Here is an 18,124-nt window from a genome sequence, read left to right as displayed (position 1 = left end):
CCGGACCGTCGCCGCCACCTATCGTGACCGGCATGCAGTCCTACACGATCGGCCAGGCGGCGCGGCTGCTCGGCGTCAGCCCGGACACCGCCCGCCGCTGGGCCGACGCGGGCCGGATCACCACACACCGCGACGAGGGCGGACGGCGGCTCGTCGACGGGCGGGACCTGGCAGCGTTCTCGGTCGACCTGGCCCGGTCGGGCGCCGCCGACGACGACACCCCCCACACCTCGGTCCGCAACGCCTTCCCCGGGATCGTGACCGCGATCAAGCTCGGCGACGTCGCGGCCCAGGTCGAGATCCAGGCCGGCCCGCACCGGCTCGTCTCCCTGCTGACCCGCGAGGCGGTCGAGGAACTCGGCCTGGAGGTCGGGATGGAGGCCACCGCCCGCGTGAAGTCGACGAATGTCCATATCGACAGAACGTGACCCGTCTCCGAGACGCGCCGCCCCGGCGCCCGTACGAACGCACATGCAAGCCTTTCGATCACATGGGCTCGCTCATGCGATGAGACAGGAGACTTATCCCTCGCAGATGCGGAAGTATGATCTGCGCATCGGGGAGGCCGACGTGCGCCCGGCCGCCGGGCCCGCCGGGCTCCCGCCCCGTGACAGAGGGAGTGGCCCGTGATGACCCGTTCCGTGCGCAGGACCCGCAGCATCATCCGGACCTTGCCGGTGACCGGTGCGGGAGTCGCCGCGCTGCTGGTCCTGAGCGCCTGCTCGTCGTCCTCCGGTTCGGACTCCGGCTCCGACGCGGCCGGTGCCTCCTCGTCCTCGGCCACGGAGGTCTCCGGCACCGTCACCGTGTTCGCCGCCGCCTCGCTCGAGGAGAGCTTCACCGCGCTCGGGAGGACGTTCGAGAAGGAGCACCCGGGTACCCGGGTCACCTTCAACTTCGGCGGCAGCGACACCCTGGCCGCCAGCATCACCAGCGGCGCGCCCGCGGACGTGTTCGCCTCCGCCAGCCCCAGGACGATGGCCACGGTGACCGACGCCGGGGACGCGGCCGGCACCCCGGCGACCTTCGTCCGCAACCAGCTGGAGATCGCCACGCTGCCCGGCAACCCCGACAAGATCTCCTCCCTCCAGGACCTCACCCGCTCCCGACTGAAGGTCGTGCTCTGCGACAGGACCGTGCCGTGCGGCGCCGCCGCGCAGAAGGCCCTGGACGCGAGCGGCGTCGAGCTCACCCCCGCCTCGTACGAGCAGGACGTCAAGAGCGCCCTGACGAAGGTCGAGCTGAAGGAGGCCGACGCCGCCGTCGTCTACAAGACCGACGTGCGGGCGGCCGGCGACAAGGTGGAGGGCGTGGACTTCCCCGAGTCGGCCAAGGCCGTCAACGACTACCCGATCGCCTTGCTGAAGCAGGCGCCCAACGCGGACGCGGGCAAGGCCTTCATCGAGCTCGTGAAGTCCGCCGAGGGTCAGAAGGTGCTCACCGAGGCCGGGTTCCGCACGCCGTGACGAGGCCGACGGTGACCAAGTCCGCAGGGCCCGGGGCGGACACCGTGGAGGGCGGATCGCGCCGGGAGCGTTCCCGCAGGGGCACCCGTAGCGTGCCGGTGCCCCTGCTGGTGCCCGCCCTGGTCGGCCTGGCGTTCCTGCTGCTCCCACTGATCGCCCTGCTGGTGCGAGCTCCCTGGCGGAGCCTGCCCGATCAGCTGACCAGCGCCGAGGTGTGGCAGGCCCTGCGGCTGTCGCTGGTGTGCGCCACCTCGGCGACCGCGCTGAGCCTGCTGATCGGCGTCCCGCTGGCCTGGCTGCTGGCCCGCACGGACTTCCCCGGCCGCGGCCTCGTGCGCGCGCTGGTGACGCTGCCGCTGGTGCTGCCCCCGGTGGTGGGCGGCGTGGCGCTGCTGCTCGCCTTCGGCCGCAACGGCGTGATCGGGCAGTGGCTGGACGCGTGGTTCGGGATCACGCTGCCGTTCACCACGACCGGCGTCGTCCTCGCGGAGACGTTCGTGGCGATGCCGTTCCTGGTCATCAGCGTGGAGGGCACCCTGCGGGCCGCCGACCCGCGGTACGAGGAGGCCGCCACGACGCTCGGTGCCTCCCGCTTCACCGCGTTCCGCCGGGTCACGCTGCCGCTGATCGCGCCGGGCATCGCGGCGGGCTCCGTCCTGGCGTGGGCGCGGGCGCTGGGAGAGTTCGGGGCGACGATCACGTTCGCGGGCAACTTCCCCGGGCGGACCCAGACCATGCCGCTCGCGGTCTACCTCGCGCTGCAGAACGATCCGGCGGCGGCGATCGCCCTCAGCCTGGTGCTGCTGGCCGTCTCCATCGCCGTACTGGCCGGTCTGCGGGACCGATGGATGAGGGCGGCATGAACGAACCGGAGCCCACCACCGCGGCCACCGGCACCGCGCCCGGCGACGGCCTCGACGCGCGGCTCGTCGTGGACCGCGGCGGCTTCCGCCTGGACGTGTCGCTGGCCGCTGCGCCCGGCGAGGTCGTCGCCCTGCTCGGCCCCAACGGAGCCGGGAAAACCACCGCACTGCGCGCCCTGGCCGGCCTGCTGGCGCCCACCGGTGGTCATCTGCGTCTCGACGGGGTCGCGCTGGACCGTACGCCGCCCGAGTCCCGTCCGGTCGGCGTCGTCTTCCAGGACTACCTGCTCTTCCCGCACCTGACCGCGCTCGACAACGTGGCCTTCGGCCCGCGCTGCCGGGGCGCGACCAAGGCCGAGGCCCGGGCCCTGGCCGCCACGTGGCTGGACCGCATGGGCCTGGCCGAGCACGCGGGCGCCAAGCCGCGCCGCCTCTCCGGTGGCCAGGCGCAGCGCGTCGCCCTCGCCCGCGCCCTGGCGACCAACCCCCGGCTGCTGCTCCTGGACGAGCCGCTCGCCGCGCTGGACGCCCGCACGCGGCTCGAGGTGCGCGCCCAGCTCCGCCGTCACCTGGCCGGCTTCGAGGCCGTCGCGGTCCTGGTCACCCATGATCCGCTGGACGCCATGGTGCTGGCCGACCGTCTGGTGGTCGTCGAGCACGGCACCGTCGTCCAGGAGGGCAGCCCCGCCGACATCGCCCGCCGGCCCCGCACCGACTACATCGCCCAGCTGGTCGGCCTGAACCTCTACCGGGGGCGGGCCGAGGGCCACACCGTCCGGCTCGACGCCGGTCCGGCCATCACGACCACCGAGGACCTCTCCGGACCGGTCTTCGTGGCGTTCCCGCCGGGCGCCGTGACCCTGTACGGGGAACGCCCCGCCGGCTCCAGCGCGCGCAACCTGTGGCGGTGCGAGGTCGCGGGCCTGGAGACCCACGGCGACCAGATCCGCGTGGACCTGACCGGCGAACTCGCACTCGCCGCCGACCTCACCACGGTCGCCGCGGCCGAGCTCGGCCTGCACCCGGGCGCACCGGTGTGGGCGACGGTCAAAGCGACGCAGACCCACGCATACCCGGCATGACGGCGTCCCCGGGCTACGGTGCCTCCATGAGCCTGAGCATCCGCAACCAGCTCCCCGGCACCGTCACCGGCGTCACCCCGGGCGAGGCCATGGCGACGGTCAGGGTCCGCCTGACCGGGGGCCAGGACCTCACCGCGGCCATCACCCGGGAGGCCGCCGACGAGCTCGGTCTGAGCGCCGGAGCGGCCGTCCGCGCCCTGGTGAAGTCGACGGAGGTCTCCCTCGCCACCGGCCGGACCGACGGCCTGTCGATCCGCAACCGGCTACCCGGCACGGTCACCCGGCTCGCGCTCGGCGAGGCCATGGCGGCCGTGCACATCACCATGGACGACACCGAGCTCACCGCGGTGATCACGAAGGAAGCGGCCGAGGATCTGGGCCTCTTCGTGGGTTCCGACGTCGTCGCCCTGATCAAGGCGACCGAGGTCGCGCTCGCCACGGCGTAGCAAGGGCGAAGGCCCCGTCCCCGGAAAAGGGGGGCGGGGCCTTCGCCACGGACCGGCTCAGTCCTCGTAGGCGTCCAGCGGCGGGCAGGAGCACACGAGGTTCCGGTCGCCGAAGGCCTGGTCGATGCGGCGGACCGGCGGCCAGTACTTGTCGGCCACCGACACTCCGGCCGGGAACACGGCCTCCTCGCGCGTGTACGCGTGATCCCAGTCACCGCCCAGCGCACCGGCGGTGTGCGGGGCGCCGCGCAGCGGGTTGTCCTCCGCGGGCCAGGCGCCGGCGCCGACCTTCTCGATCTCCGCGCGGATGGCGATCATCGCGTCGCAGAACCGGTCCAGCTCGGTCAGGTCCTCGGACTCGGTCGGCTCGATCATCAGCGTGCCGGCCACCGGGAAGGACATCGTCGGCGCGTGGAAGCCGTAGTCGATCAGCCGCTTGGCGACGTCGTCCACGCTCACGCCGGTGGCCTTGATCAGCGGACGCAGGTCGATGATGCACTCGTGCGCGACCAGCCCGGCCGGGCCGGTGTACAGCACCGGGAAGTGCGGCTCCAGGCGCTTGGCGATGTAGTTGGCGGACAGCACGGCCACCTGGGTGGCGCGCTTGAGGCCCTCGCCGCCCATCAGCCGGACGTACGACCACGAGATCGGCAGGATGCCGGCCGATCCCCACGGCGCCGCCGAGATCGGGCCGACGCCGGTCTTCGGACCGGCCGCGGGCTGCAGCGGGTGGTTGGGCAGGTACGGCGCGAGGTGCGACCGCACGGCCACCGGGCCGACGCCGGGACCGCCGCCGCCGTGCGGGATGCAGAACGTCTTGTGCAGATTGAGGTGGGAGACGTCGCCGCCGAAGTGACCGGGCTTGGCGAGGCCGACCAGGGCGTTGAGGTTGGCGCCGTCCACGTAGACCTGGCCGCCGGCGTCGTGCACCTGGGCGCAGATGTCGGCGACGTGCTCCTCGAAGACGCCGTGCGTCGAGGGGTACGTGATCATCAGCACGGCCAGCTCGTCGCGGTGCTTCTCGATCTTGGCGCGCAGGTCCTCGACGTCGATCTCGCCGTCCTCGGCGGTCTTGACGACGACGACCTTCATGCCGGCCATGACCGCGCTCGCGGCGTTGGTGCCGTGCGCGGAGGACGGGATGAGGCAGACGGTGCGCTGGTCGTCGCCGTTGGCGCGGTGGTAGCCACGGACGGCGAGCAGACCGGCGAACTCGCCCTGCGACCCGGCGTTCGGCTGGAGCGACACCTTGTCGTACCCGGTGACCTCGGCGAGCCGCTCCTCCAGCTCACGGATGAGCGTGAGGTAGCCCTGCGCCTGCTCGGCGGGCGCGAACGGGTGCAGCTGCCCGAACTCGGACCAGGTGACCGGCTCCATCTCGGTGGTCGCGTTGAGCTTCATGGTGCAGGAGCCCAGCGGGATCATGCCGCGGTCCAGCGCGTAGTCGCGGTCGGCGAGGCGGCGCAGGTAGCGCAGCATCGCCGTCTCGGAGCGGTGCGCGTGGAAGACCGGGTGGGTCAGGAAGTCGTCCGTGCGCAGCAGCGCCTCGGGCAGCGTGTCCTCGGCGCTCGCGTCCAGGGCCTCGACGTCGCCCTCGACGCCGAACGCGTTCCACACGCCGCCGACCTGGGCGCGCGTGGTGGTCTCGTCGCAGGCGAACGACACGTGGTCGGCGTCGACGAGGCGCAGGTTGATGCCGTTCTCGCGGGCGGCCTGCACGATGTGGCCGGCCCGGCCCGGCACCCGCGCGGTGACCGTGTCGAAGTAGGCGCCGTGGACGATCTCGACGCCGCCGGCCGCGAGGCCCGCGGCGGTGACCGAGGCGTACCGGTGGGTGCGGCGCGCGATGGCCCGCAGCCCGTCCGGCCCGTGGTACACGGCGTACATGCCGGCCATGACGGCGAGCAGCACCTGCGCGGTACAGATGTTGCTGGTCGCCTTCTCGCGGCGGATGTGCTGCTCGCGGGTCTGCAGGGCGAGGCGGTAGGCCTTGTTGCCGTCGGCGTCCACGGAGACGCCCACGAGGCGGCCGGGCAGGCTGCGCGCGAACTTCTCGTGCACGGCCATGTAGCCGGCGTGCGGCCCGCCGAAGCCCATCGGCACGCCGAAGCGCTGGGTGGTGCCGACGGCGATGTCCGCACCCAGCTCGCCGGGCGAGGTGAGCAGGGTGAGGGCGAGCAGGTCGGCGGCGACGGTGACGAGCGCGCCGCGTTCGTGCGCCTGGTCGATGACCGGCTTGATGTCGCGGACGGCACCGGAGGCGCCCGGGTACTGGATCAGGACGCCGTTGATCTCCCGCTCGGCGACCTCGGCCGGGATTCCGTCGCTCAGGTCGGCGACGACGACCTCGACACCGGTGGGCTCGGCGCGGGTCTGGATCACGGCGATGGTCTGCGGCAGCGCGTCCGCGTCGACCAGGAAGAGGCCCTTCTTGTTCTTGCCCATGCGCCGGGACAGGGCCATCGCCTCGGCGGCCGCGGTGCCCTCGTCGAGCAGCGAGGCGCCGGAGGTCGGCAGGCCGGTCAGGTCGGCGACCATGGTCTGGAAGTTCAGCAGGGCCTCCAGGCGGCCCTGGGAGATCTCCGGCTGGTACGGCGTGTACGCGGTGTACCAGGCCGGGTTCTCCATGACGTTGCGCAGGATGACCGGCGGGGTGAAGGTGCCGTAGTAGCCCAGGCCGATCATGGAGTCGAGGACCTGGTTGCGGTCGGCCAGCGAGCGCAGCTCGGCCAGTACCTCGGCCTCGGAGCGGGCGCCCGGCAGGTCCAGCGCGTCGGCGTTCTTGATCACATCCGGTACCGCGGCGGCCGTCAGCTCGTCGAGCGAGCCGTAGCCGACCTGCGCGAGCATCTTGGCCTGGGCCTCGTGGTCGGGGCCGATGTGGCGCTGCTCGAAGGGCGCTGCCTGTTCGAGCTCGGAGAGCGGAATGCGAGGGGCGGTCATTGCGGAGGCCTCCTGGTCTGACGACCTGCGAGGGGCACCACGGCGCGGGTGCCCGGACGGCCTCCCCCTCTGTCATCTCGACCTGAGAGCTTCACCGGGCCGCCCGAGGGTTGCCGGCTTTCACCGTCGGTGAGAGCAGGGGCCGTCGGCACCCGCTCTGCTTTCCAGAGTGACCTCGTCCGTGCGGTACGTGGGCCTGAGAGATTCCGGGGAGGATTTGCTCCTTCGGCGCCTCCGATGATGTCTGGAGGACTCTCCCGCACGGGGTCAGCAGCCGTTTGCCAGCCTACCAGCGAGGCGGACGCACAGGTCTTCGAGTGACTGAGCGCACCTTCGAGTGGCCGCTCTCCCCAATGTGCCTTTTTGTAGTACTGGCGGATGATTCGCCGGATGGTTTGCGACCGGAGTGCGACCTAGTGGAGGGCCCGTGCGTACCGACATCGATCCGCGCAATCTGATAGGCCGCAAGGCGTTCGACCGCAACGGCACCAGGATCGGCACCGTCGACGAGGTCTACCTCGACGATGCCACCGGCGTCCCCGAGTGGGCCGCCATACGCACGGGCCTGTTCAGCAGGGACGCCTTCGTGCCCCTGGAGCCGAGCGAGCTGGTCGACGGCACCCTGCGCGTGCCCTTCGACCGGTCCCTGATCAGGGAGGCGCCCGACTTCGGGGTCGGACGTCATCTCTCGCCGGAACAGGAGCTCCAGCTCTACCACCACTACGGCCTCGACGTGGCCGCGGCTCCCCCGCTCCCCGACCACGACTTCGGCAAGCTGGCGGGCACGGGCAACGAGGAGGGCTGAGACCCCGGCATCCCGACGCCGGCCGCGGACCTGCCGCCGGGCGCACCGCCCCGACCGGCCCTCGCCCGGGCGTCCTTCACGTCCACGGCACCGACGACCGCGGCCCCGTCAGGGCGCCTCACACCACGACCCGACGGCCGCAGCTCACGGGGCCGCCCCGGCACCCCCCGGGTCGGCGAGCCCGGCGGCCGAACGGACTGCGGAGTCCGAGGAGGCCACTTCGGCGCCCTCTCCGGCGGAGGCCGCCGTCATCCCCTCCTCCCCGGGTCTTCGCTGCGCCGACGCGACCAGCGGCAGCGGCTCGGCCGGTGTAAGCCGCGGATCGTCGACGGGGAAGGTCCGCACCCTGCCGGGCCCGGAATACGGCGTCTCGAAGCGCACCGTGACCCGCCCCAGACCGCTGCCCTGCACCCAGCCGTGTCCGAGCTCCGTGTGCCGCACGTCGTGCCCGGAGGGCCAGCGGCGCTCGACGGGCGCGTGCGGGTGCTCCTCGGCGGGCTCGTCGCCCGGCTCCTGTGCGAGCTCCTCGACCCGTTCCCCCGCGGCCTGCGCGAACAGGTCCTCCTGCGTGTAGTCGGCGAGCCCGCTGACGCCGACCCCGAGCAGCCGCACGCCGCCCGTGGTGTCCACGGAGTCCAGCAGCCGCGCCGCCGCCTCCCGCACCACCCCCGGGTCGTCCGTGGGCCCGCGCAGGGTCTCCGAGCGCGTCAGCGTGGAGAAGTCGTACCGCCGCACCTTGAGCACGATGGTCCGGCCGGACAGCCCGGAGCCGCGCAGCCGCCGCACGCACCGGTCGGCAAGCCGCGCCACCTCCACACCGACCCGCACCCGGTCGTGGATGTCCACGTCGTACGTGTCCTCGACCGAGACCGACTTGGTCTCCCGCTCGGCGACCACGGAACGGTCGTCACGCGCCAGCGCCATGGCGTACAGGGCGTGCCCATGCGCCTTGCCGAGCAGCCGCACCAGCTCGTCCTCGCCCGCCTCGGCGAGCTCCTCGACCGTCGTGATCCCGGCCCTCCGCAGATGGTCTCCCGTCGCCGGTCCCACCCCGGGGAGGATCCGGACGGACTTCGGGCCGAGCATGGCCCGCTCGGACCCGGGCTCGATGAGCACCATCCCGTCCGGCTTGGCCTCCTCCGAGGCGATCTTGGCAAGCATCTTGGAGGCGGCGAGCCCCACCGAACCGGTGAGGCCGGTGACGGCCCGGATGTCCGCGCGCAGCTTCGCCCCCACCAGCCGCGCCGAGTCCGCGTCCCAGGCAGCTCCGCCGGCCTCCAGGTCCACGAACGCCTCGTCCAGGCTCAGCGGCTCCACCAGCGGCGACAGCTCCCGCAGCAGCCGCATCACCTGCTCGCTGATCGACCGGTACAGCTCGAAGCGCGGGACGAGATAGGCGGCGTTGGGCGCGAGCCGACGGGCCTGGCCCATGGGCATCGCCGAGTGGACACCGAAGACCCGGGCCTCGTAGGAGGCCGTGGCGACCACTCCCCGCGGTCCGAGCCCGCCGACGACGACGGCCTTCCCGCGCAGGCTCGGCTTCGACGCCTGCTCCACCGAGGCGAAGAAGGCATCCATGTCGAGATGCAGGATCGTGGGCGCGGTTCTCACATCTCCGATGCTGCCCTACGCCACTGACAATGCGCCGTCGCTGCCGCGCGGGCCCGGGCGGTGTTCAGACCGCCCGGTTGCGGCGCCGTGCCAGTTCGTCCGCGGGATTGGGCCCGACCAGGGTCTCGCCCGTGTCGATCCGCTCCCCGTGCAGTTGGGACAGCGCGCTCTCGACGTCCCGCCACACCACACCGACGGCGATCCCGAAGATGCCCTGGCCGCCCTGGAGCAGGGCGTGGACCTCGTCGGGCGAGGTGCACTCGTAGACCGTGGCGCCGTCGCTCATCAGCGTCATGCGCTCCAGGTCACGGAAGCCGCGTTCCCTGAGGTGCTGGACGGCGGTGCGGATGTTCTGCAGCGACACCCCGGTGTCGAGGAACCGCTTGACGATCTTCAGCACGACGACGTCGCGGAAGCTGTAGAGGCGCTGGGTGCCGGACCCGTGGGCGGGCCGCACACTGGGCTCGACGAGACCCGTACGGGCCCAGTAGTCGAGCTGCCGGTAGGTGATGCCTGCGGCGGCGCAGGCCGTCGGCCCGCGGTAGCCGATCTGCTCGGACGCCATGGACGTCGCCCCTCCGCTGCTCGGCACGGCCGCGGGCCGCTGAAGAGCATGTTCGGCCGCGCTGCCGTGCTGGGGATACCCCCCGCTCGAGCGGAGCCGAGAGCTCGGGGAAGGGTACGAGCCGCCCACCCCGAGGCCGCGTCCGGGGCCACCCCCAGCCGTACCGTCGCCGCTCATTCTCACGCCGACCTCCGTCCTTGACCTGCCTCCTCGACGGTAGGCAGTCACCAAGGGTGCGTCAACGATCGCCACACTCGGCACGCCGAGTGATAATCACCCTAAGAGTGGTTTCGCGTGCCCCGTCGCGGGGAAAGGCTAGCCGAATGCGCTCGGACGGGGTCGGCCGACGATGCCACCCGTTCGCGGCCCGTGCGGGCCTACTGGTTGCTGCTGCCGAAGTCCTCGGGCGAGATCTGGTCGAGGAACTCGCGGAACTTCTCCACCTCGTCCTCCTGCTCGTCCGGAATGGCGATGCCCGCGTCGTCGAGCACCGTGTCGCTGCCGTAGATCGGTGTTCCGGTACGCAGCGCCAGCGCTATGGCGTCGGACGGCCGGGCGCTCACCTCGACGCCGCTGGCGAAGACCAGCTCGGCGTAGAAGACCCCTTCACGCAGATCCGTGATGCGTACTTCCGTGAGCTCCTGGCCGACGGCCTCCAGCACGTCCTTGAACAGGTCGTGGGTCAGCGGCCGCGCGGGAGCCATGCCCTGCTGGGCGAAGGCGATCGCCGTCGCCTCCCCCGGCCCGATCCAGATGGGGAGGTAGCGGTCGCCTCCCACTTCGCGCAGCAGCACGATCGGTTGGTTGGAGGGCATCTCGACCCGGACACCTACGACATCGAGCTCGTTCACACAGCAACCCTAGGCCGTGCTCGGGACGTTTGGGTAGTCGGGCCGGGAACGGGTGGGCGATCCGGGTCCCCGGCCACCCGCTTTCAGGGCAGCCGCACCCCGAGGGCGGTCTGCACCAGCGCCGCGTGCAGCTTCACCGCCAGCCCGGCCAGCTCCTTGGTGCGGGCCTCGGCATGAGCCCTGGTCTGCGGGTTGCGGTGACGCCTGAGCGGAGCCACCACCTGGTCCACCAGCCCGGCCTCACGGTCGGCGGCGGCCTTCATCAGCCGCAGGTGCCGTGGTTCGATCCCGAACCGTCCCAGCTGGACCACGAGCGAGGCGACGGTGACCGCCTCGGCGTCGTACACGCCCTCGGCCAGTGGAGCGACGAGCCCGTAGGACTCCCACTCCGTCAGCTCCTGCTCACCGATACCGGCGGCGGCGAGCAGCTCGTCCCGTCCGATCCGGGCCGCCGTGGGTCCCTCGTCGGGCTCCTGCACGGCCTCCCCGTCGCGCTGCCGGCCCACGCTCGGCAGTCGCACCGCCTCACCGCGCTCCATGGCGTCCAGATGCTCGCGGATCACCTTGAGCGGCAGGTAGTGGTCCCTCTGCATGCGCAGGACATGGCCGAGACGCTCGACGTCGTTCGCACTGAACTTCCGGTACCCCGCCGGGGTACGCCGCGGTTCGACCAGGCCCTCCGACTCCAGGAAGCGGATCTTGGAGATCGTGATGTCGGGGAACTCGTCACGCAGCGTGTTCAGTACCGAGCCGATGCTCATCAGCCCACTGTCCGTGGCGGCGGTGCCGGGCACGGCACCGCCGCTCGGTGTTCGAAGCATGGACCTTCCCTGGGACTCCCCCGGAACGAGTCCGGGGACGGTCAGTAGCCCCGCTGGCTCGCGTAGAAGACCAGCCGGTACTTGCCGATCTGCACCTCGTCGCCGTTCGACAGCGCGACCTGGTCGATCCGCTCGCGGTTGACGTACGTGCCGTTCAGGCTGCCGACGTCGGCCACCGTGAACGAGCCGTCCGGACTGCGGCGGAACTCCACGTGCCGGCGCGAGACCGTCACGTCGTCCAGGAAGATGTCGCTCTGCGGGTGACGCCCGGCCGTGGTCAGCTCGCCGTCCAGCAGGAAGCGGCTGCCCGAGTTCGGCCCACGGCGCACGACCAGGAGCGCCGAACCCAGCGGCAGCGCGTCCACGGCCGCCTGCGCCTCGGGAGAGAGCGCCGGCACCGCCGTCTGACCGGTCATTTCGGCGTCGTACGCCTCCAGACCGGAGATGGAGATCGTCGAGGTCGTCTCGGACGCACGCTCCGGAACCGCCCCGGGGCGCAGGGGGGCGCCACAGTTGGAGCAGAAGCGGCTGTTCTCCGCGTTGCGGTTGCCGCACCTCGTACACACCAGGGCCGACATGGACGGATCCTCCTGCCGCGGCTGCCCCGCCGGGGCGTTCGACGCGTACGGGTCGGGGTGGAACCCTCCACCCGTGCCCGAGGCCGAGGGCTGGCCGAAACCTATGCCGCCGGACTGCGCAGGGTCAACAGACGGCGCGCCCTGACCAGCCACCTGGTCCCGGAACATCGGGCGCGGGCCCTCCGCGTCAGGCTGTGCGCGATGGCGAGCGGTCGCGTTGTCGCTGCCCTCTCGCGCGCTCTTGCCGAACAACTTCGCAAACAACTTCACGGGCGATTCCCCTTGACCGAAACAGACCCGCCCGTGGGGCAGGACGAACCCTGACTGAACCTACTGACCGACCCGGACACCTTCACAACGTCCGTCTCCACCAGACAGTTTCCACCACGCACCACCCAATCGGTGCGCCGACCCCCCGCAACCTCATGCCCTCGCCGGACGCCCCCCATGCACCGCCGGTTCACTGGGAGGACGACCGAGCGTAGTCAGGCCGCTTCGCCGCTCGCAAGGCGTCCACGACGATCTTGCTCGACCGCTCCACAGTAACGGTGGCCTGTTCCTTCTCCAGAGTCTGCACCACGCCCCCAGGGATGTTCAGCGCCGGTTCGAGGTCCTGCGGCTTGCCGATGACCTGAAAACGATAGGGCGCGTTGATCTTGTTCCCGTCGACGCTCACGCTCTTGTCGGCATCGGTGAGGTAGGTGCCCGCGACGACCCGGACGCCGTTCACCTGAATCGCCTCCGCCCCCGCCGCGCGCAGTTCCTGGACCGCGTCGAGCAGCATGTCCGCCTCGACCGTTCCCTTCGTGTCCTCGATCGTCACCGTGATGCCCGGCCCCTGCGCGGCCACCGTGCCCGCGAGGATGCCGAGTTGCCGCTCCTTCTCCAGCGTCTGCTTGCGGGCCTCCTCGGCCTGGTCGGAGCTGTTCTCCAGCTCGTCGCGCTGCTTCTCGAGGCCCTGCTTCTCGTCTTCAAGACGCTGAGTTCGGTCGTCCAGTTCATCGAGGATGCGCACGAGATCCTCCTGCCGGGCGCCGCGCAGCGCGCTGTCGCTGTCGCTGTTCGACGCGACCTGGACCGCGAGACCGAAGCCCAGGCCGAACAGCAGCAGCGCGACGATGAGTTGGGCCCGGGTGACGCGCGGTGGCCACAGCCCCTTCACCAGCCGCTGCCGGCCTGTGAGCCCGGTGGTCTGCGTCTCCGTCCGCTCCTCCTGCGGGGCGTGGCCTGCGGGCACGTCCGCCGCCGGGGAGTCCGCCGGGGGCACCTCTTCGGGGAGTTCCCTGCGCAGCGTGTTCGCGGGCTGCTCGTCGTGGTCGCTCATCGGCTTCACGCCCGGAAGACGTGCCGGCGGATCGCCGCGGCGTTGGAGAAGATGCGGATGCCGAGGACGACCACGACACCGGTGGACAGCTGGGCGCCCACGCCCAGCTTGTCGCCCAGGAAGACGATCAGTGCGGCCACGACCACGTTCGACAGGAACGACACCACGAAGACCTTGTCGTCGAAGATGCCGTCGAGCATGGCGCGCAGTCCGCCGAATACGGCGTCGAGCGCCGCGACGACGGCGATCGGCAGATAAGGCTCGACGGCCGCCGGCACCTCGGGCCGGACCAAGAGGCCGGCCACGACTCCCACGACGAGGCCCAGTACGGCGATCACGATGTGCCCTTCTCGGATATCGGTTGTGCTGTTCGTACGATCACACTCGGTGCGGCGGGGAGCCGGAGCTCGTCCTCCCTGGAGAGGGCGGTCCGGATGCCGTAGCTCTCCTGGAGGGCATGCAGATACAGCCCGTCCGCGCTGTCCTGGAACCTGCTGCTGAGCTGCTCGCCGTCCCCCACCGCCAGCACCGTGTACGGCGGCACGAGCGGCCTGTTGTCGACCAGTATCGCGTCGCCCGCGGCGCGGATCGCCGACAGTGCGGTCAGCCGCTGCCCGTTGATGGAGATCGCCTCGGCCCCCGACTCCCACAGTCCGTTGACCACGCGCTGCATGTCCCGGTCACGCACCCGGCCGGTGTCGGAGAACCCGGAGGTGCCGCGCGGCTGGCCGTCGCTGCCGGTGCCGACCTCCTTGGCGTCGTTCACCACGAGCTTCACCCCGGGACCGTGCACTTCGACCGCGCCGGCCAGGACGCTCACCAGGTCGGCCCGCTCACCGTCGCCGCTCTTCTCCAGCGCCTCGCGCTGCCGCGCGCTCACCTCGTCGCGCAGCTCGTCGACGTTCTCCTCCAGCTTGTCGGCCGCCGAGGTCTCCCCCTCGATGCGGTCGATCAGCTCCTCGCGCTCCTTGGCGACGACGGGGGCCGCGACGCGTGCCTGCGCCGCTCCGACGGTGACCACCAGGGCGGCGAGCACCAGTCCTGCCGCCAGGGCGAGCTTGGCGCGGAGTGTCCTGGGCATACCACCGGCACCCTCGGCCTTCTTCCGCGCGGCGGCCTCTGCGTATCCGTCGTCGAGACTGTGGTCCATGACGTTGGTGAGCAACGACATGGACGCGTCCGGGCGTGCGGGCCGCGTGGATGTGCTCCGAACGGGGGGTTGCTGCGGCATGCCGCACATCGTCGCACGCCACGGCCACTACCTCCGAACGGCCCCACCGGCGTGCCGGACAGGCCCCCTTGGGGACACTTGTCCGGCACGCGCGCGTGCGGTGGGTTTTACCGGCCCGCGCTGTCCACCACCGCGGACCACTCGTCGAGCAGCGCCTGCGCGGAGGCGTCGTCGGGTCCCTCGGCCCACAGGTGGGTGACGGCTTCGGCCGGGTCGGGCAGCACCATCACCCAGCGCCCGTCCGTCTCCACCACGCGAACGCCGTCCGTGGTGTCCACGAAGCGGTCTCCGGCCGCCTCGACGACCCGCCGCATCACGAGTCCCTTGACGGCCCACGGGGTGGCCAGGTCCCGCTTGAGGACGTGCGCCCGCGGAATCCGCGCGTCGATCTGGCTGAGCGTGAGCTGCGTCCGCGCCACCAGGCCGATGAGCCGCACGAACGCCGCCGTGCCGTCGTAGACGCTGCTGAATTCCGGGACGATGAAGCCGCCCTTGCCGTCACCGCCGAAGATCGCGCCTTCCTCACCGCCGACCCGTGTGAGGTCGTCCGGCGAGGTCGTCGTCCACTCGACCTGGGTGCCGTGGTACGCCGCCACCTGCTCGGCGATCCGGGTGGTCGTCACCGGCAGCGCGACCCGGCCGCTGCGCCGCTCGGCGGCGATGAGGTCGAGCATGACGAGCAGCGCCCGGTCGTCCTCGATGATGCGGCCCTTCTCGTCGACGAGCGAGAGCCGCTCGCCGACCGGGTCGAACCGCACGCCGAACGCGGCCCGCGAGGACGCCACGATCTCCCCGAGGCGCACCAGCCCCGACCGCCGCATGTCCGCCGACTCGGTCGGCCGGGACTCGTCGAGACCGGGGTTGATGGTCAGCGAGTCGACGCCGAGCTTGCCGAGCAGGCTGGGCAGGACGAGCCCGGAGCTGCCGTTGGAGGCGTCCACGACGACCTTGAGCCCGGATTCGGCGATCCCGGTGGTGTCGACGTTCCGCAGCAAGGACCCGGTGTACGAGTCGAAGACGCTGGACGGGAAGTGCAGGTCCCCGATCTCGCCGGGGAACGCGCGCCGGTACTCCTGCCGCGCGAACACCCGGTCCAGCTTCCGCTGGCTGCCCTGCGAGAGGTCGGCGCCCTGCCCGTCGAAGAACATGATGTCCACGGAGTCCGGCACCCCGGGCGTGGTCCGGATCATGATGCCGCCGGCGCTGCCCCGCGCGGTCTGCTGCCGCGCCACGGGCAGCGGTACGTTCTCCAGGTCGCGTACGTCGATGGCGCTGGCCTGCAGCGCGGAGATCACCGCGCGCTTCAGCGCACGGGCACCGCGGGAGTGGTCGCGGGCCGTGGTGACGGTGGAGCCCTTCTTCAGCGTGGTCGCATAGGCGCCGGCCAGTCTCACGGCCAGCTCCGGCGTGATCTCCACGTTGAGGATGCCGGACACCCCGCGGGCGCCGAAGAGATGGGCCTGCCCGCGCGACTCCCAGATGACCGAGGTGTTGACGAAGGCGCCGGCCTCGATCGTCTTGAACGGGTACACCCGCACATTGCCCTGGATGATCGATTCTTCACCGACCAGGCATTCGTCACCGATGACCGCGCCGTCCTCGATCCGCGCGGCACGCATGATGTCGGTGTTCTTGCCGACGACGCAGCCCCGCAGATTGCTGTGCGGCCCGACGTACACGTTGTCGTGGACGACGGCCTTGTGCAGGAAGGCGCCGCTCTTGACGACCACGTTGGACCCCACGACCGTGTGCTCGCGGATCTCTGCGCCGGCTTCGACCTTGGCGTAGTCACCGATGTAGAGCGGGCCGCGCAGCACGGCGTCGGGGTGCACCTCGGCGCCCTCCGCCACCCACACGCCGGGTGAGATCTCGAAGCCGTCGATGTCGACGTCGACCTTGCCCTCGAGGACGTCGGCCTGGGCCTTGACGTAGCTCTCGTGCGTGCCGACGTCCTCCCAGTAGCCTTCGGCGACATAGCCGTAGACCGGCTTGCCTTCCTTCATCAGCTGCGGAAAGACGTCGCCGGACCAGTCGACGGGCACGTCGGGGTCGACGTAGTCGAAGACCTCGGGCTCCATGACGTAGATGCCGGTGTTCACGGTGTCCGAGAAGACCTGTCCCCAGGTCGGCTTCTCGAGGAAGCGCTCGACCTTGCCCTCTTCGTCGACGATGGTGATGCCGAATTCCAGCGGGTTGGGCACGCGCGTCAGACAGACGGTGACGAGCGCGCCCTTTTCCTTGTGGAAGTTGATCAGGTCGGTGAGGTCGAAGTCGGTCAGGGCATCGCCGGAAATAACGAGGAAGGCATCGTCCTTCAACGCCTCCTCGGCGTTCTTGACGCTTCCGGCGGTACCGAGTGGCTTCTCCTCATTGGCATAGGTGAGCTCCATTCCGAGCTCTTCGCCGTCACCGAAGTAGTTCTTGACCAGGGAGGCCAGGAACTGCACGGTGACGACCGTCTCGTTGAGCCCATGCCTTTTGAGCAGCCTCAGAACGTGCTCCATGATCGGCCGGTTGGCCACCGGCAGGAGCGGCTTGGGCATGCTCGAGGTCATCGGGCGAAGGCGTGTGCCTTCGCCTCCGGCCATCACGACGGCCTTCATGTCGGAAGCGTCCTCCTCTAAGAGATGACGGTTAAGCCGACTTCACCCGTCCAGCGTGCCGCACTTTTGCAGCGCGGGCCATCCGGCCACGGCGGCCGCGCAAAGGGCGAGTTCAATCGGCCATGGTGTCCGCACGGACCAAGCGGCGGACCTGAACCACGTAGAGAACACCTGCCCACCAGTACAGGGTTGTACCCCATCCGGCGAACGCCCATCCGAAAACTGCGGCGAGTGACGCGATCCATCCGCTGCCGTCGCTGAGCAGAAGCAGGGGGAAGGCGTACATGAGGTTGAAGGTGGCGGCCTTCCCCAGGAAGTTCACCTGCGGCGGCGGATAGCCGTGGCGGCGGAGGATGCCCACCATCACCAGCAGGACCGCTTCGCGGGCAAGCAGTACGAGGGTCAACCAGAGCGGAAGGATCTCCCGCCAGGTGAGGCCTACCAGAGTCGACAGGATGTAGAGCCGGTCGGCCGCGGGGTCCAGGAGCCGGCCGAGGCTGCTGATCTGGTTCCAACGCCGCGCGAGCTTTCCGTCCAGGTAGTCACTGACTCCGCTCAGGGCCAGCACCAACAGCGCCCAGCCGTCGCTCTCCGGGCCGCCGAACTCGGGCCGGAGGATCAGCCACAGGAAGAGGGGCACGCCGGCGAGGCGTGCCATGCTGAGGATGTTCGGGATGGTGAGGACCCGGTCAGTCTGCACGCGGGTCTCCTGGACCTCCACGCGGGGGCCTCCTGGAAGAAAGGAACCAATGGTGCTCCCCGACCCTACCTCAACGCAAAAAAGCTCTGGCTCTTGGGCTGCGTGCCCAAGAGCCAGAGCTCTAAAAGGAGTTCGGCGGCGTCCTACTCTCCCACAGGGTCCCCCCTGCAGTACCATCGGCGCTGAAAGGCTTAGCTTCCGGGTTCGGAATGTAACCGGGCGTTTCCCTAACGCT

17 protein-coding genes, 1 rRNA gene and 1 riboswitch are annotated in these 18,124 nt (G+C 70.9%); of the genes, 6 read left to right on the top strand and 12 right to left on the bottom strand.

Going from position 1 to position 18,124, the window contains the following annotated elements; translation table 11 throughout:
* Positions 1–32: 32 nt before the first annotated feature.
* The 5 genes from IEZ05_RS17740 (at position 33) to IEZ05_RS17720 (ending at position 3,857) form a co-directional block, all read left to right on the top strand.
* A complete protein-coding gene (locus IEZ05_RS17740; RefSeq protein WP_189231108.1) occupies positions 33–428 on the top strand; it encodes a TOBE domain-containing protein in 396 nt (131 codons plus the stop codon).
* A gap of 201 nt (positions 429–629) precedes the next feature.
* Complete coding sequence (modA, locus tag IEZ05_RS17735) at positions 630–1,466, top strand: molybdate ABC transporter substrate-binding protein (RefSeq protein ID WP_189231432.1); 837 nt, start codon at positions 630–632, stop codon at positions 1,464–1,466.
* Between the two features lie 44 nt (positions 1,467–1,510).
* The gene (gene modB / locus IEZ05_RS17730; protein ID WP_229869756.1) at positions 1,511–2,329 is read left to right on the top strand and encodes a molybdate ABC transporter permease subunit; all 819 of its coding nucleotides are present in this window, start codon (positions 1,511–1,513) and stop codon (positions 2,327–2,329) included.
* Positions 2,326–3,411 (top strand): ABC transporter ATP-binding protein, encoded by a 1,086-nt coding sequence (locus IEZ05_RS17725; RefSeq protein ID WP_189231106.1) that lies wholly within the window; start codon positions 2,326–2,328, stop codon positions 3,409–3,411. Before modB ends, IEZ05_RS17725 begins: the two co-directional genes overlap by 4 nt.
* A gap of 26 nt (positions 3,412–3,437) precedes the next feature.
* Positions 3,438–3,857 carry a TOBE domain-containing protein gene (locus IEZ05_RS17720; RefSeq protein ID WP_189231105.1) on the top strand — a complete coding sequence of 140 codons (420 nt, stop codon included), beginning with the start codon at positions 3,438–3,440 and terminating at the stop codon, positions 3,855–3,857.
* Between the two features lie 57 nt (positions 3,858–3,914).
* On the opposite strand, the gene gcvP is transcribed toward IEZ05_RS17720, so the two are convergent.
* Positions 3,915–6,800: an aminomethyl-transferring glycine dehydrogenase gene (gene gcvP, locus IEZ05_RS17715; protein ID WP_189231104.1), complete on the bottom strand. Its 2,886-nt coding sequence runs from the start codon at positions 6,798–6,800 to the stop codon at positions 3,915–3,917.
* Positions 6,801–6,974: 174 nt separating this feature from the next.
* A riboswitch (glycine riboswitch) is annotated at positions 6,975–7,070 on the bottom strand.
* Between the two features lie 157 nt (positions 7,071–7,227).
* On the opposite strand from gcvP, the gene IEZ05_RS17710 reads away from it, so the two are divergent.
* On the top strand, positions 7,228–7,605 hold the full coding sequence (locus IEZ05_RS17710; protein ID WP_189231103.1) for a PRC-barrel domain-containing protein: 378 nt from the start codon (positions 7,228–7,230) through the stop codon (positions 7,603–7,605).
* 144 nt (positions 7,606–7,749) lie between these two features.
* Here the strand turns inward: IEZ05_RS17710 and IEZ05_RS17705 are convergent, their stop codons facing one another.
* The 11 genes from IEZ05_RS17705 to rrf all read right to left on the bottom strand — a co-directional run.
* Positions 7,750–9,216, bottom strand: coding sequence for a DNA polymerase IV (locus tag IEZ05_RS17705; protein WP_189231102.1), 1,467 nt, complete (start codon positions 9,214–9,216; stop codon positions 7,750–7,752).
* Between the two features lie 64 nt (positions 9,217–9,280).
* Entirely contained in the window at positions 9,281–9,964 is a 684-nt protein-coding gene (locus IEZ05_RS17700; protein ID WP_189231101.1) for a MerR family transcriptional regulator, read from the bottom strand.
* Positions 9,965–10,158: 194 nt separating this feature from the next.
* The gene (locus tag IEZ05_RS17695) at positions 10,159–10,632 is read right to left on the bottom strand and encodes a bifunctional nuclease family protein (protein WP_030833746.1); all 474 of its coding nucleotides are present in this window, start codon (positions 10,630–10,632) and stop codon (positions 10,159–10,161) included.
* A gap of 83 nt (positions 10,633–10,715) precedes the next feature.
* On the bottom strand, positions 10,716–11,453 hold the full coding sequence (ftsR, locus tag IEZ05_RS17690) for a transcriptional regulator FtsR (protein WP_189231100.1): 738 nt from the start codon (positions 11,451–11,453) through the stop codon (positions 10,716–10,718).
* 41 nt (positions 11,454–11,494) lie between these two features.
* On the bottom strand, positions 11,495–12,301 hold the full coding sequence (locus IEZ05_RS36940; RefSeq protein ID WP_189231099.1) for an FHA domain-containing protein: 807 nt from the start codon (positions 12,299–12,301) through the stop codon (positions 11,495–11,497).
* A gap of 190 nt (positions 12,302–12,491) precedes the next feature.
* Positions 12,492–13,355, bottom strand: coding sequence for a DUF881 domain-containing protein (locus IEZ05_RS17680; RefSeq protein WP_189231098.1), 864 nt, complete (start codon positions 13,353–13,355; stop codon positions 12,492–12,494).
* A gap of 5 nt (positions 13,356–13,360) precedes the next feature.
* Complete coding sequence (locus tag IEZ05_RS17675) at positions 13,361–13,693, bottom strand: small basic family protein (RefSeq protein WP_003977440.1); 333 nt, start codon at positions 13,691–13,693, stop codon at positions 13,361–13,363.
* Positions 13,690–14,595, bottom strand: coding sequence for a DUF881 domain-containing protein (locus tag IEZ05_RS17670; protein ID WP_189231097.1), 906 nt, complete (start codon positions 14,593–14,595; stop codon positions 13,690–13,692). The genes IEZ05_RS17675 and IEZ05_RS17670 overlap by 4 nt, the downstream gene beginning before the upstream one ends.
* A 98-nt stretch (positions 14,596–14,693) precedes the next feature.
* Positions 14,694–17,189 carry a mannose-1-phosphate guanyltransferase gene (locus IEZ05_RS17665; RefSeq protein ID WP_189231096.1) on the bottom strand — a complete coding sequence of 832 codons (2,496 nt, stop codon included), beginning with the start codon at positions 17,187–17,189 and terminating at the stop codon, positions 14,694–14,696.
* Positions 17,190–17,301: 112 nt separating this feature from the next.
* Positions 17,302–17,910: a CDP-alcohol phosphatidyltransferase family protein gene (locus IEZ05_RS17660; RefSeq protein WP_189231095.1), complete on the bottom strand. Its 609-nt coding sequence runs from the start codon at positions 17,908–17,910 to the stop codon at positions 17,302–17,304.
* 109 nt (positions 17,911–18,019) lie between these two features.
* A 5S ribosomal RNA gene (gene rrf / locus IEZ05_RS17655) occupies positions 18,020–18,124 on the bottom strand; the annotation flags it as partial.

It is taken from the genome of Streptomyces flaveolus, from assembly GCF_014648815.1.
In the GTDB taxonomy this organism is placed as follows: Bacteria; Actinomycetota; Actinomycetes; order Streptomycetales; family Streptomycetaceae; genus Streptomyces; species Streptomyces flaveolus.
This window is presented reverse-complemented; position numbering and strand designations above follow the sequence as displayed.

Coding starts and splice junctions, on each gene's coding strand:
- ftsR (WP_189231100.1), bottom strand. CDS start 11,453: ATGCTTCGAACACCGAGCGGCGGTGCCGTGCCCGGCACCGCCGCCACG.
- IEZ05_RS17720 (WP_189231105.1), top strand. CDS start 3,438: ATGAGCCTGAGCATCCGCAACCAGCTCCCCGGCACCGTCACCGGCGTC.
- IEZ05_RS17740 (WP_189231108.1), top strand. CDS start 33: ATGCAGTCCTACACGATCGGCCAGGCGGCGCGGCTGCTCGGCGTCAGC.
- modA (WP_189231432.1), top strand. CDS start 630: ATGACCCGTTCCGTGCGCAGGACCCGCAGCATCATCCGGACCTTGCCG.
- IEZ05_RS17680 (WP_189231098.1), bottom strand. CDS start 13,355: ATGAGCGACCACGACGAGCAGCCCGCGAACACGCTGCGCAGGGAACTC.
- gcvP (WP_189231104.1), bottom strand. CDS start 6,800: ATGACCGCCCCTCGCATTCCGCTCTCCGAGCTCGAACAGGCAGCGCCC.
- IEZ05_RS17670 (WP_189231097.1), bottom strand. CDS start 14,595: ATGTGCGGCATGCCGCAGCAACCCCCCGTTCGGAGCACATCCACGCGG.
- IEZ05_RS17665 (WP_189231096.1), bottom strand. CDS start 17,189: ATGAAGGCCGTCGTGATGGCCGGAGGCGAAGGCACACGCCTTCGCCCG.
- IEZ05_RS17725 (WP_189231106.1), top strand. CDS start 2,326: ATGAACGAACCGGAGCCCACCACCGCGGCCACCGGCACCGCGCCCGGC.